The 12,083-nt window shown below is 62.5% G+C and carries 10 protein-coding genes; 2 read left to right on the forward strand and 8 right to left on the reverse strand.

The features are described 5' to 3' along the window. The first annotated feature begins 34 nt into the window (after window positions 1-34). Window positions 35-319: a YciI family protein gene (locus QYQ98_RS02150; RefSeq protein WP_302007131.1), complete on the forward strand. Its 285-nt coding sequence runs from the start codon at window positions 35-37 to the stop codon at window positions 317-319. On the opposite strand, the gene QYQ98_RS02155 is transcribed toward QYQ98_RS02150, so the two are convergent. From QYQ98_RS02155 to dapB, 8 genes are all read right to left on the reverse strand, one after another. Then, window positions 316-1,491 carry a TerC family protein gene (locus QYQ98_RS02155; RefSeq protein ID WP_302007132.1) on the reverse strand — a complete coding sequence of 392 codons (1,176 nt, stop codon included), beginning with the start codon at window positions 1,489-1,491 and terminating at the stop codon, window positions 316-318. The two genes, QYQ98_RS02150 and QYQ98_RS02155, sit on opposite strands and share 4 nt — an antisense overlap. Window positions 1,492-1,907: 416 nt before the next feature. Continuing rightward, window positions 1,908-2,486 carry a DJ-1/PfpI family protein gene (locus QYQ98_RS02160; protein ID WP_302007133.1) on the reverse strand — a complete coding sequence of 193 codons (579 nt, stop codon included), beginning with the start codon at window positions 2,484-2,486 and terminating at the stop codon, window positions 1,908-1,910. 25 nt (window positions 2,487-2,511) lie between these two features. Continuing rightward, window positions 2,512-5,868 carry a DNA translocase FtsK 4TM domain-containing protein gene (locus QYQ98_RS02165; RefSeq protein ID WP_302007134.1) on the reverse strand — a complete coding sequence of 1,119 codons (3,357 nt, stop codon included), beginning with the start codon at window positions 5,866-5,868 and terminating at the stop codon, window positions 2,512-2,514. 72 nt (window positions 5,869-5,940) lie between these two features. Beyond that, window positions 5,941-6,567 carry a TIGR03085 family metal-binding protein gene (locus QYQ98_RS02170; protein ID WP_302007135.1) on the reverse strand — a complete coding sequence of 209 codons (627 nt, stop codon included), beginning with the start codon at window positions 6,565-6,567 and terminating at the stop codon, window positions 5,941-5,943. A 77-nt stretch (window positions 6,568-6,644) separates the two neighbouring features. Then, the gene (locus QYQ98_RS02175; protein ID WP_302007136.1) at window positions 6,645-8,786 is read right to left on the reverse strand and encodes a ribonuclease J; all 2,142 of its coding nucleotides are present in this window, start codon (window positions 8,784-8,786) and stop codon (window positions 6,645-6,647) included. Between the two features lie 2 nt (window positions 8,787-8,788). Then, window positions 8,789-9,697 carry a 4-hydroxy-tetrahydrodipicolinate synthase gene (gene dapA, locus QYQ98_RS02180; RefSeq protein ID WP_302007137.1) on the reverse strand — a complete coding sequence of 303 codons (909 nt, stop codon included), beginning with the start codon at window positions 9,695-9,697 and terminating at the stop codon, window positions 8,789-8,791. A 43-nt stretch (window positions 9,698-9,740) separates the two neighbouring features. Next, window positions 9,741-10,493, reverse strand: a complete 753-nt coding sequence (gene thyX / locus QYQ98_RS02185; protein WP_302007138.1) for an FAD-dependent thymidylate synthase — start codon at window positions 10,491-10,493, stop codon at window positions 9,741-9,743. Continuing rightward, window positions 10,494-11,255: a 4-hydroxy-tetrahydrodipicolinate reductase gene (gene dapB, locus QYQ98_RS02190; protein WP_302007139.1), complete on the reverse strand. Its 762-nt coding sequence runs from the start codon at window positions 11,253-11,255 to the stop codon at window positions 10,494-10,496. Between the two features lie 179 nt (window positions 11,256-11,434). Between dapB and QYQ98_RS02195 the strand changes: the two genes are divergently transcribed. After that, window positions 11,435-12,082 (forward strand): hypothetical protein, encoded by a 648-nt coding sequence (locus tag QYQ98_RS02195; RefSeq protein WP_302007140.1) that lies wholly within the window; start codon window positions 11,435-11,437, stop codon window positions 12,080-12,082. Window position 12,083: the final 1 nt, after the last annotated feature.

The following is a 12,083-nucleotide window of genomic DNA, read 5'->3' on the forward strand; positions in this document are numbered from 1 at the left end:
TACATACCCGCTTCGCACGCTAGACTTCGCGCCCATGACCTATTTCATTGTCACGTACACATATGGCGAGAAAGATCTCATCGCGCAGACGCGCCCCGCACACCGCGACTTCATCACCGGCCTCAAAGAAGCGGGAAACGTTATCGCTGCCGGGCCATTCGCTGGCGACAAGCAATCCGTAATTATCGTGCGCCTTGCTGACGGCGCCACCCAGGCCGACGCGGAAGCATTGCTTGCCGACGACCCCTACCTCGCCGCCGGCGCCCTAGCCGACCGGGACTTCCGCGAGTGGACCCCGGTCATCAACGTCTGGGACTAATCCTTCCCGCCGCCGCGGGCGACGTCGAGGTGATCCGTCTCCCGTGAGCCGGTGGCGGTGTGGTCGCCCTTGCCGGATGTGGCCGGATCATCCACCCACTCGAGGTGGTTGCCGTGATTGTCTACCTTGCGCCGGTTGCCGTGGTCATCGTAGTCGATATGGTACTTCGGGCCTTCCGGATCCTTCTCGCCGTTCTTCACCATCTGACGCTCCTTGAGCATCGACGCAATCGCTGTGATGATGAGCGTGCCCACGATGACCAGCAGCGAGGTGACGGTACCGATTTCCGGCACGTCAAAGCCCTCGCCGCCGTTGATGAACGGCAGGTTGTTCTCGTGCAGCGCGTGCAGCAGAAGCTTCACGCCGATGAAGCCGAGGATGATGGCCAAGCCGTACGGCAGGTAGACGAGCTTGTCCAGCAGGCCATTGAGCAGGAAGTAGAGCTGGCGCAAGCCAAGCAGCGCGAAAGCGTTGGCGGTGAACACCAGGAACGGTTCAGTGGTGATGCCGAAGATCGCCGGAATGGAGTCGAAAGCGAACATCACGTCGATGAAGCCGATGGACAGCAGCGCCACGAACAGAGGGGTGACCGCCTTCTTGCCAGCCTCGGTGGCGGAGAACAACCGGTCGCCGTGGTACGACTCGGTCACAGGGATGGCTTTGCGCAGGGTCTTGACCACGAACATGTCGTTCGGGTCCGGGTCGTCCTGGTCCGTCGCCTCGTCGTAGACCAGCTTGATCGCGGTGTAGATGAGGAATGCGGCGAAAATATAGAACACCCACGCCCACGCTGAAATGATCACCGCGCCGAGCAGGATGAAGATGAGCCGGAAAATCAGGGCCATCACGATACCGATGAGCAGCACCTTCTGCTGGTACGCACGCGGAATTTTGAATGTGCCCATGATCAGCGCGAACACGAAGAGGTTGTCCACCGACAACGACAGCTCGGTGATGTAACCGGTGAAGAATTGGACCGCGTGCTCACCGTCCCACAGCCACCACACGATGCCGCCGAAGACGCAGGCCATGGTCATGTAGAACAGTGCCCAGCCGCCCGACTCCTTCATGGTCGGTTCGTGCGGGGTGCGCACGTGGGAAACGAAGTCGAAGACGAAGAAGCCCAGGATGACCACCGACGTGAGCAGCCAAATAGTCACAGGAACATGCATGATGAGACCTCCGGTTGAGATGACAATTAACCAGAGGTCTCCCCCGCCTGCGCCGCTTATCGACGTTCAGGCCAGCCCGACCGGGACCCACCCCACCCAGATACGTGATTCGGCGTGGTGCGGGTAACCGTGTTGACGATCAAAGCTGAATATGGGGTACTCCCCTCCAACAAACAGCAACACTACTTGATCGTGGTCTCGTGTTCGCACCTCGACCCGCCTCACACGGGCATGCCCCCGCCCCGACCCCGTTCACCGCGACCCGAATCAGCCGCCTCGGCTCGCTTTTTTCACAAACCCAGCTAGTTGGGTTTGCAGGACAGGCTAATCGGCCAAGCCCGCTGGGCGGACGCATCGGACCGATCAGAGGTCACAGCCCGGGCCCCTAGGGCGCGCGCCATCGGCAAATTTGAAACTCACACGGCAAAGGGGTCATCGTCGGGATCGAGATTGAGTCGGAGCTCAATCGCATCGGCTATTTCTTTAACAGCTTCGACTCCCCTGAGGTCTGCAATGAAAGCGGCGGCCATATCGATACCGGCAGACACTCCTGAGGATGTCCAGCGGTCACGATCATGAACCCACCGTGACGCACGACGCCATTCAACCTTGTTACCTAAGCCCGCCGCCCACTCGAAGGCCCTCTTATTGCTCGTGGCGGCGTAGCCGTCCAAAAGACCAGTGGCAGCCAAAAGCGCCGACCCCGTGCACACAGACATGAGAGTCGTTGACGAGGCGGACAGCTCCCTCAAGTGCCCTAGAAACGGTTGGTCGTGGACGAGCTGTCGAGTGCCCATCCCACCAGGGACGAAAAGCACCTCCCCCGTCTTGGCCTCGTAAACCCCGTCGACTCCGAGGGTCACTCCTTGGGAGGACGTCACCGGCGCACCGTCAGGTGAAAGAAGCTCCACCTCGATCGCGGCGTCTTTAGAGAAGACTTCGACGGGGCCGGCAACATCGAGCAACTCGACGTCCTCGAAGAGGAGGACAGACACCCGCAGCGACTTTTCCCGCGGCACCCTAGAAAGCCCCGCCGGTCGGGTTGTAGGTGGCTTTCACTGTCTGGGTGTCTGCAGCCTCCCCGGGGGAATCGGGGCTGGGGTGGGGGGGGGAGGCGTCGTCAAGCTCTTGCTCTTCGAGCACTTCCTTGGGTGCTTCGGCCGGGTCCGCGCCCTTGATCATCCACTGGATGGTCTCAAGCTCCTCGGGCTTGACCAGCACCTCACGCGCCTTGGACCCCTCGGACGGGCCGACGACACCGCGGGACTCCATGAGATCCATGAGGCGGCCAGCTTTAGCGAAGCCGATGCGCAGTTTGCGCTGCAGCATCGAGGTGGAGCCGAGCTGGGAGGTGACGACGAGTTCGACAGCCTCAAGGAGGTCGTCCATGTCCTTGCCAATTTCCTCGTCGATCTCCTTCTTGTCCGGAGCTTTCTCTTCGGTGACACCCTCGGTGTAGTGCGGCTCGCCTTGTTCCTTGACGGCCTCAACGACCGCCTGGATTTCTTCGTCCGAAACGAAGGCGCCCTGCAGACGCTGCGGCTTTCCGGCACCCTGCGGAATGAACAGAGCGTCGCCCATGCCGATGAGCTTCTCGGCGCCGCCTTGGTCCAGGATCACGCGGGAGTCGGTCAGCGATGACGTGGCAAATGCGAGACGCGACGGCACATTCGTCTTGATCAGGCCGGTGACCACATCCACGGATGGACGTTGGGTGGCCAGGACAAGGTGGATGCCTGCCGCGCGGGCCTTCTGGGTAATACGCACGATGGAGTCCTCGATCTCCTTCGGCGCCGTCATCATCAGGTCGGCGAGCTCGTCGACCACACAAACGATGAGCGGGTAAGGGCGCATCTCGCGCTCGGAACCGAGCGGTGCCGTGTGCTCCCCGGAGCGGACTTTCTTGTTGAAGTCCTTGATGTGGCGCACGCGCGCGGACTTCATGTCCATGTAGCGCTGCTCCATCTCCTCGACCAGCCATTGCAGGGCGGCCGCCGCTTTCTTCGGCTGAGTGATGATCGGCGTGATCAGGTGCGGAATCCCCTCATACGGAGTCAGCTCGACCATCTTCGGGTCGACGAGAATGAGGCGGACCTCCTCCGGCGTCGCACGGGTGAGTAGAGACACAAGCATGGAGTTCACGAATGCAGACTTACCGGAACCGGTCGAACCCGCCACGAGCAGGTGCGGCATCTTCTGTACGGACGCCGACACGAAATCGCCTTCGATGTTCTTGCCCAGGCCGATGAGCATTGGGTCCCGCTCACTGCGTACCGCTGGTGCATCGAGCACGTCGCGCAGGCGCACCATCTCGCGGTCGGCGTTGGGCACCTCAATACCTACGGCGGACTTGCCCGGAATCGGGGTGAGCAAACGCACGTTGTCGGTGGCCACCGCGTAGGCAAGGTTCGACTGCAGGTTCGTAATCTTGGAAACCTTCACGCCCGGGCCGAGCTCGACCTCATAGCGTGTCACTGTCGGCCCGCGCGAAAAGCCGGTCACTGCGGCGTCAACCTTGAACTCCTCGAAGACGTCGGTGATTGCCTCGATCATCCGGTCATTCGCCTCGGTGCGCGTCTTCGGGGCGTTGCCCGGAATGAGCAAGCTTGTCGACGGCAGCGTGTAGTCCGTCTCCGTCTCCGGAACCCGAGCGGCAGGTGCTGCGGTATCGCCTGCGGCCCTCTGCGCTTTCTCTTTCTCCGAATTCGGAGTGGATGCTGGAATAGCGGACGCGTCGATCCCGGAGCGCGCGGCGATCTGCCTTCGCATCTCGTCGCGCGCCTGCATCGCCTGTGTCACGGCATCGCCGGGCTCACCAGCGCCAGCACCAGCACCGGCAACGGCGGAAGCGCCCGCACCGGCACCAGCGCTGCCAGCGTTGTCGCCGGATTCTTCGGGCGTTGCGGGTTTTTGCGGAGCACGCGTAACAGGGATCGGCGCGGTGTCAGACGGCCTCTGGGCGGCAGACTTCGGAACGGCGAATTCCGTTGGATTCTTAAGGCCCGGGCGCTCGGCGGAACTCGCCGGCATTTCCTCGGTGAATTGCGGTTCCGCGCTTGGTGCGTCCGCGAACTTGGCGTCAGCGAATTGGTCTCCCACGCGCAGTTCGGCCATGGGCGGGTCGCCCGCAGCTTGATCCTCGCCAGCGGATGCAAACTCTGCCGCAGCTGGGCGGGACATCGCTCGAGTCTCGTTGGCAGCCGCGGGTCGACGACGGGAACGACGGGGCGCGGGCATCGCGGGGGCGTCGAAAAGCGTCGGGTCATCGGCTTGCTCGTCGACCGGGTAATTGTCCATCGGCGTTCGCGCACGCGCCGCCGGGCGGACCTGTCCACGGTTCTGGCCCTGGATGCGCTCCCGCGGACGGCGTTCACGCCCCTCCGCTATGTCGTCCAAGTCGCTTTCGACATGGCCGTACATGTCCTCCGGGTCACCCTCGTCGAGTTCGCCTTCGTCCGCGACTGGATCCGGGGTCTGCGCATTAGACGCGATTCCACGGATCACATTGCGGATATAATCAAAGGACTCGCGAACGGTGATACCCGTGGCCAGCAAAGCCGCATAAACAATCACCAAGCCGAGCAACGGGACAGCCACATAAGGAGTGAAACCGGTGCTCAGCGGACCACCGACGACCGCGCCGATCGCCCCACCAGCGACCTTACGATCAGCCCAGCTGCTTGGAGATCCAGCGAAGATATGGATCAATCCGAGCATGCACACAGCAATGATCGTCAGCCCCGCGCCACTGTGCGCGCGTTCCGAAGAACTACCTCCCAGGCCGAGCATGACAGCAATAGCAATGCCGACGAGCACCACCGGAAGGACAAGTGCGCCAGCGCCGATGATCCAGTGCACTCCGCTCGCAATAGCGGCGCCCACTGGGCCAGCAATATCCAGCCACACAGACGCACCGAGAACAGCTGCAAGGCCGATTAGCACAAGACCAATGGCGTCAGCCCGCCGGCCGTTTCCGGAACCGTTGTCCTCGCCTAAATCGTCATAGGTGTCATCGGGACGTTCAGTGTCATCAGTCACGTAAGTCTCCTGGTCTTCTTCCTGAGACACTGCTTTCCGGCGCCGACGCTGGCCCGAAGCCTCGGGCGCACCGTCAACCAGATTGTCGTCGCGGCGCTTGTGTGAACCGGTCTTGCGGCCCACAGCAGAGAACGCTCCTGTCACTTCGCGCGCGGCGTTGCCCACGCCACGGCCGACTGCGCCAACAGCAGAGCCGACGCGCTCATCAGCGGAGTCGGCTGCGACGGTCGTTCCAGATCCGGACGTCCGCGAGTACCCGTTCGTCGAGCGGGTATCGCGACTTTTCGGCCCGGTTTTTGAACGGCCTTTCTGGCGGCGCTGGGTACTCATGACAGACATGGCCACAACTGTAATGTCCAGGCGCACCTTAAGTCACATGCGCCACACCAGCACACCTGATTTTCACCGAGTCTAGAGTTGACGCTTGACGTTGGTGATGTCGTTGTCATCGCCCGCGATGTCCACCTCAACGGCATCGCGTCCCGAGACCCAGAGCAACAGCTCTCCAGGCTCACCACTGACCCGCACGACCCGGTCTCCTTGATCCGCGACACCGCGCTTCCCCCCGAGCGCGACCGGGGGATGGTTTGGCGGGGTGAGAACAACCGGTGCATCCGAGCTCCCCAGGGCAAGAAAACCCATCATTTTCACAGCATTCATCAGTTCGCTCTCCACGGCACGCGAGAACGCTCGCGGAGCGACCTCTCCCCCGCCGCGTCGGACATCCTCGTGGTGGATGAAATGCTCGGCCAGATTCAGCTTCTTGTCCAGAAGCTTCAGAAAGACAGGCGGGCCCGCAGCCCATTCTTGGACGACGTCGCAGTACGGACGGCGCTTTATCTTCTGCTGAGCCTGTTCCGTCACTGACGCTAACGGGGGCAGGAAGTACCCTCCCGCCAAATGCGGCTTGCGCTCACGGAGATACAGGTGCGCGGCAAGGTCAGCCGTGGTCCAACGATCGCACAGGGTCGGCGCGTCCGGCCCGGCGTCGAGAAGCAGTTCGGCCAGATTCTCGCGTTCTCTTTGCTGAAACGACATGGGCCCCAGCCTAGCGTGGCTGGGGCCTGTGAGCCGGTGAGCTCTAAACGCTCTCGACGCGGGACTAACTTCAATCCTTAAAGGGATTCGCGCGAAGCCTCAACATCCTCGTTGCTCAGAGGCGCGGTGTCGTCGGCGTTCATCGGAACCACCGTAGGAAGAATGACAGGCTCGCGCTTATACTTCTGCTCGATCGTGCGGGAGACGCGGCGGCGGATCTGCTGCACCATACGGTACGGGTCGTTCTCGCCCTCAGCCGCCAGATCAAACATGGTGTTCTCCACCAGCTCGACAAGGTCAGGCAGGACACCACGGTCATCATCGACAAGACCCGTGGTGGAAACGGCCGGACGGTCGATGAGGCGGCTGGTGCGGTCATCGATAACGCAGGTGATGGAAATAACGCCGCCGGCAGCCAAGTTGGTGCGGTCTGCGAGCACATCCGGGTCAACGTCGCCCATCGTGGTGCCGTCGACATACAGGTTGCCCACCTGGTATTGGCCGGCGACCTTTACCTTGCCGTCAACCATGTCGACGACAACACCATTCTGAGCCAGAACAGTGTTCTCCGGTTTGACACCCGTCGCGATAGCGAGTTCCTTGTTAGCGCGCAGGTGACGCCACTCACCGTGGACAGGCATCGCGTTGCGCGGGCGGGCCATGTTGTAGAGGAACAGCAGCTCGCCGGCATAACCGTGGCCGGAGGCGTGAACGTGAGCATCGTCGCTGGTAATCACGTTCGCTCCGATCTGAGCGAGGTTGTTGATCACGGCGAAGACTGCTTCCTCGTTGCCCGGAATGAGCGAGGACGACAGAATGATCGTGTCGCCGTCGCGCACCGTGATCTGGCGGTGCTCACGGCGGGACATGCGGGACAGGGCCGCCATCGGCTCACCCTGCGTACCAGTGGTGATGAGCATGACGCGGTGCGGTGCCATCTTGGCGGCTTCTTCGATCGGGATGATCGTGCCCTTCGGGGCCTTCAGCAAGTTCATCTTCTCGGCGATCTCCATGTTGCGGATCATGGAGCGGCCGTTGAAGGCGACCTTGCGGCCGGATGCCACAGCGGCGTTGACCGCCATCTGAACGCGGGACACGTTCGATGCGAAGGACGCCAGCACCACGCGTTGCTTGGCTGCCTGCACCAGACGGATGAGGGTCTCCTCGATGCCGGCCTCAGATGCGGAAATACCCGGGATGGTAGCGTTCGTGGAATCGCACAGGAAGAGATCAATGCCCTCGTCGCCATAGCGGGCGAGCGCCGGGAGGTCCGTCGGCTTGTTGTCGTACGGGGTCATGTCGACCTTGACGTCACCGGTCATGCAGACGGTGCCAGCACCGGTCTTGATCACCACACCGAGACAGTCCGGAATGGAGTGCCCGACGTGGAAGAAGCGCAGGTTGTACGGCCCGACCGTGATCTCTGACTTGGCGTTGACCTCGTGCAGCTTCGGACGCTGGCGGTGCTCTTTCGTCTTGGCGGCGATGAGCGCATTGGTGAACTTGGCCGAGTAGATCGGAATGTCCGGGCGCAGCTTGAGCAGCCACGGGATCGCACCGATGTGGTCCTCGTGGCCGTGGGTGACCACGAGAGCTTCGACCTTGTCGAGCTTGTTCTCGATCGGCCCGAAGTCTGGCAGGATCAGATCCACGCCCGGCTCGTCGGACGACGGGAAGAGCACGCCACAGTCCACGATAAGCAGGCGACCGTTGTATTCGAAGACCGTCATGTTGCGACCGATTTCGGAGATACCGCCCAGTGCGTAAATGCGCAGACCGTTCTGAGGAGGCTTCTGCGGTGCCGGCAGGCGCTTGGTCAGGTCGGCGCCCTGCATACCCTTCACCGGGTTGCGGCGGTTGTCGCCTCCTCGGCCTCCGCGGCCGCGACCACGGCCCCGGCCACGGTTTCCCCCGTTGCCATTGTTTCCATTGCCACCGCGGTTTCCGCCGTTGCCGTTTCCGTTGTGGCCGTTACCATTGCCGCCGCGGTTATTTTTACCACCACCGCGGTTGGTGTTGTCACCGTGCTCATCCCGGTTAACGCGGCGGTCCCGGTTATCGCGGCTATTGTTGCTTCCGCTATTCCCGTCGGCAGAACCGCTTCCCCCGCTCTCGCCGGGTTGCGTGTCCGCGGCCTGGAAGACCGGTTGCTGGTCTCCGGCCTCGGGCGGGCCCGCCTTGCGGGTCACTTTACGGGAGCGATTGCGGGGTTCGTTCATGCTTATAGGACTCCAGCCTTTTCCATGTCTCGGCGGAGAGCCTCCATCTGCTTGTCATCCGCCGGGACGACAGGCAGGCGGGGATCTCCGACCTCAATGCCCTGCAGACGCAGGGCTGCTTTTGCAAATGTCACTCCACCAAGCGCTGCCTGCTGTCGAGCAAGCACGTTCATGGTGGTGGCGTTGATTTCCCGCGCACGGGCGAGGTCGCCTTCCTCGAAGCTTGTCACCATTTCTCTCATCAAACCTGGAACAGCGTGGGCGATCACAGAGATAACCCCGGTCGCGCCGACGGAGAACCACGGCAGGTTGAGGACGTCGTCGCCAGAGTACCAGGCCAGACCGGTCTCGTTGATAATCGCCGTGGCTTCCAGCATGTCCCCCTTGGCATCCTTCACTGCCTTCACGGTGGGCAGTTCCGCCAGGGCGCGGATCGTTGCACCGGCGATCGGGATGCCGGAGCGGCCCGGAATGTCGTAGAGACAGATCGGTAAATCCGTTGCCTCCGCCACTGCGCTGAAGTGCTGCAGTAGACCAGCTTGGGACGGCTTGGAGTAGTACGGCGTGACCACCAGCAGCGAGTCGGCGCCGGCATCGCGCGATGCCTCGGCCAAGGCGACCGTGGAGCGGGTGTCGTTCGTGCCGGCCCCCGCCATGATCTTGACCCGGTCTCCGAGCTGTTCACGCACCGCCTTGATCAGGGCGATCTTCTCCTCGGGGGAAGTGGTCGGCGACTCGCCTGTCGTGCCGCCGAGGATGAGAGAGTCGACACCGTTGTCGACCAGGTGGGCAGCCAACTTTCGCCCGGCTTCCAGGTCGAGCTCCCCGTTGCGGTCGAACGGGGTGACCATTGCGATACCGACAGTGCCGAATTCGTCTGCACCGGTTTGTGACTTCGTTGAAATGCCCATGGTTTTACAGGGTACATTCTCTTCCGCGTTAAGCTGTGTAGCCCTATCCGGCGTAGGGGCTGGTGGCCATGACGGAGCCGTCGGCAAGCGTGCTGATGAGGAAGTCGTCGAAAAGCGCGGGCGCTTGTTTCTTCAAGATTTCCAGGCAGGCAACGGCTAGTTCGCGGATCTCCGAATCGGCATGCTCGCTTGCTCGCGCCGCGATGAATTCTCGCCATGCCCGGTAATTGCCGGTGACCACGAAGCGCGTTTCGGTCGCATTGGGCAGGATTGCACGCGCCGCTTGGCGGGCCTTCTTCTTGCGCAGGAGCGCGTTCGGCTCGGCATCGAGGTTGCTTTCCAGCGCCTGCAGGAGCTCTTCGTAAACGAACCTGGCCTCGTCGACGGCAGAGAGGAACATGCGCGTCAAATCCTCGTCGTCCGCGATCGCGTCGGGAACGACCACATCCGACTCACCCGCCGGAACAAAGCGCTGAGACAGCTGGGAGAACGACAGGTGGCGGTGCCGCAGGAGCTCGTTGCCAGCCGCGCGAGAGAGGCCGCGTATATACAAGGTCGCCGTTGCGTGCTCGAGCAGCGCGTTGTGCCCGACCTCCAGAATGTGGCGCAGGTACGCCTCATTGCTCGACGTGTGCGGGTTCGGTTTGTCGAAGGTCTCGTAGCAGGCGCGCCCCGCGAATTCGACGAGCGCCTCCGCGTCGGAGGCTGCCGGGTCCTGCTCCCACGCCACATCAGCGGGCGCCGCGAAGGAAGTCACCGCGACGAGCTGCACATCCAACGTCCTACTCTGCGTCATTTACAAACCCAGGTAGTTGTCCAGCCCGACGGTCAGCCCCGGGTGGTCGGCGACCTGGCGGACACCAGTCAGCACTCCCGGCACGAAGGACTCGCGGCCGTAGGAGTCCTGGCGGATGGTCAGCGACTGGTCCGTCGTGCCGAAGATGATTTCCTCGTGGGCGACCATGCCCTGCATGCGCACAGCATGCACTTTGACCCCGTCCACGTCAGCGCCGCGGGAGCCGTCGAGAGCCTGTTCCGTGGCGTCAGGCATTGCGGACATATTCGCTTCTCGACGAGCCTCCGCAATCCCCTGCGCCGTCTTCACCGCCGTGCCGGAAGGCGCATCGAGCTTATTCGGGTGGTGGTATTCAACCACCTCGGCGGATTCGAAGAATGGCGCCGCCTGGCGAGCAAAAGCCATGGCCAGCACGGCGGAGATGGCGAAGTTCGGGGCGATCAAGACGCCGACGCTGTTGTCCTCTCCCCCATTCTTGGCGTCCAGCCATGCGCGGACCTGGTTGTAGCGCTCCTCATCGAAACCGGTCGTGCCCACCACAGCGTGAATGCCGTGCTCGATGCAGAACTGCAGGTTCGCCATCACGACACCCGGAGTGGTGAAGTCAACGACGGCCTCTGCCCCGTTCTCCACGAGCAATTCAAGCGAATCACCGGCAGCGACCTCGGCGACCAGTTCCAGATCCTCGGCTGCGCGCACTCCTGCAACCACAGCTGAGCCGACGCGGCCCTTGGCGCCGAGCACTCCCACCTTGATAGCCATGATCCACCTTCCCGCCGGTATGAGCACCGGCACGTTTCGTTAGTCGTTCGTTATCTGTCTAACCACCATAGCGCCGCCATGTGACCGCGCCGCCGAAACCTCGCTGCGAGGCCCACTTCCGCGGACGAGCGGCCTGTCAGTAGTCGCCTCGCGCCATTCCCCCAGCTAGGATGAAACATATGAAACTCAAGTCACTCCAGTTAACGGCAGTTATCGTCGCGTCGGGACTCACGCTGGCTGGGTGCGCAGGCGGCAACGTCGCTGAGCCTGCCCTGACCGAGCAGACGCCCGAGTCGACAACCGAAGCTAAGAAGCAGACGGAATCCACCACTTCCGACGCCTCGGAGGCCGACAGCCAGACCCGTCAGGCCGCGATGGATCCCGCTGCCGCTGCCGACGGGTTCAGCACAGAGCCGACCGAGAAATTCGGCGACGGCTACGGCGAGCTGCGCACCACCGATGTCCGCGTCGGTTCCCACGACGGTTTCGACCGGCTCGTCATCGAATTCGAGGGCACCGGGGAACCGCGCTACCACATCGGTTACAACAACGACCCCCGCCAGGATGGCTCTGGCTTTCCCATCGACGTGCCCGGCGCCGCGAAGCTGGAGATGATTGTCCGCGGAACTGCCCCGGATATGTCACCGGACGCGAAGTACAAGCCGAACACCAACCTGGGCCTAACCGGTGGCAATATCGTCGATGTGTACAACGGCGGCGCCTTCGAGGCGACCTCCCAGTACGTCGTGGGTCTGAAAAGCGAGCGCCCGTACAAGGTCGAGATCCTGCACGAGCCGACGCGTCTTGTCGTCGACTTCCAAAACTAAG

Source organism: Corynebacterium sp. P3-F1 (assembly GCF_030503635.1).
In the GTDB taxonomy this organism is placed as follows: domain Bacteria; phylum Actinomycetota; class Actinomycetes; order Mycobacteriales; family Mycobacteriaceae; genus Corynebacterium.

Coding starts and splice junctions, on each gene's coding strand:
- dapB (WP_302007139.1), bottom strand. CDS start 11,255: ATGGCTATCAAGGTGGGAGTGCTCGGCGCCAAGGGCCGCGTCGGCTCA.
- QYQ98_RS02150 (WP_302007131.1), top strand. CDS start 35: ATGACCTATTTCATTGTCACGTACACATATGGCGAGAAAGATCTCATC.
- QYQ98_RS02195 (WP_302007140.1), top strand. CDS start 11,435: ATGAAACTCAAGTCACTCCAGTTAACGGCAGTTATCGTCGCGTCGGGA.
- QYQ98_RS02170 (WP_302007135.1), bottom strand. CDS start 6,567: ATGTCGTTTCAGCAAAGAGAACGCGAGAATCTGGCCGAACTGCTTCTC.
- thyX (WP_302007138.1), bottom strand. CDS start 10,493: ATGACGCAGAGTAGGACGTTGGATGTGCAGCTCGTCGCGGTGACTTCC.
- QYQ98_RS02175 (WP_302007136.1), bottom strand. CDS start 8,786: ATGAACGAACCCCGCAATCGCTCCCGTAAAGTGACCCGCAAGGCGGGC.
- QYQ98_RS02165 (WP_302007134.1), bottom strand. CDS start 5,868: ATGTCTGTCATGAGTACCCAGCGCCGCCAGAAAGGCCGTTCAAAAACC.
- dapA (WP_302007137.1), bottom strand. CDS start 9,697: ATGGGCATTTCAACGAAGTCACAAACCGGTGCAGACGAATTCGGCACT.
- QYQ98_RS02155 (WP_302007132.1), bottom strand. CDS start 1,491: ATGCATGTTCCTGTGACTATTTGGCTGCTCACGTCGGTGGTCATCCTG.